This window comes from Acinetobacter sp. CFCC 10889 (genome assembly GCF_003268395.1).
Taxonomy (GTDB): Bacteria; Pseudomonadota; Gammaproteobacteria; order Pseudomonadales; family Moraxellaceae; genus Acinetobacter.
Genome location: NZ_LQXQ01000171.1, coordinates 1 through 617 on the forward strand (window position 1 = coordinate 1; position 617 = coordinate 617).

Consider the following 617-nt stretch of genomic DNA (forward strand, 5'->3'; position numbering starts at 1 on the left):
TGGGATGAGAGTTTGATGTGGTAAGGGTTTGAGGGAAATTTTAGATGGTAAAGCTGGATCAAGGCTTTACCATTTTTTTTGCACTAAAATTTGGGTTATGTGGGTGAAGTCGTTTTTTTTAGATTTTATTTTGCACTAAGAATCGTGCTGGTTGCAGCTTCGACTGAAGCCTTTACTAATTCACGCATCTGGTCATTCAGCTGACCAGGTGTGTTTGTGCTAAGTTCTATTTCAAATATTGTTTTATCTAATGCTATAAACTTTAAACGTGTACTAAACTCTTTTGGAGCTGCTGCTCCTACGATATTTCGCACCAGATCGTCATTTGTATTTTCAAGCATTTACGTTTGTTCCCCTCTGTACTTCTCAAGTTGTTTAATTGTTGCCTGCTTCATTGCAGAATTTGAATGATACTTCTCGTATATCTCTGGAATCAATTGGGCTTTGCTCTTAGGCGTCATAGTGTGTCGTGTGTAAACCAATGCCACTTCTATGGTGAATATCGCCAACATAAAGTTCTCTTCATTTAAATTAAACTCTTGATTTATTTCTTCTAATCTCGTTTTGTAGAGTTTTATAATGAAATCAGACATATCGTCTGCACGCATCGAATTAAA

The 617-nt window shown here is 36.5% G+C and carries 2 protein-coding genes; both read right to left on the reverse strand.

Features of this window, described 5'->3' with window-relative positions; all coding sequences use genetic code 11:
* Nucleotides 1-125: 125 nt before the first annotated feature.
* Entirely contained in the window at nucleotides 126-341 is a 216-nt protein-coding gene (locus AVJ19_RS21235) for a hypothetical protein (protein ID WP_111861443.1), read from the reverse strand.
* The coding region (locus tag AVJ19_RS21240; RefSeq protein WP_213067287.1) for a hypothetical protein at nucleotides 342-617 on the reverse strand (276 nt) is incomplete at its 5' end.

What these genes read in the sequence shown, in the direction of transcription:
- AVJ19_RS21235 (WP_111861443.1), bottom strand. Translation starts at nt 341, where the DNA reads ATGCTTGAAAATACAAATGACGATCTGGTGCGAAATATCGTAGGAGCA.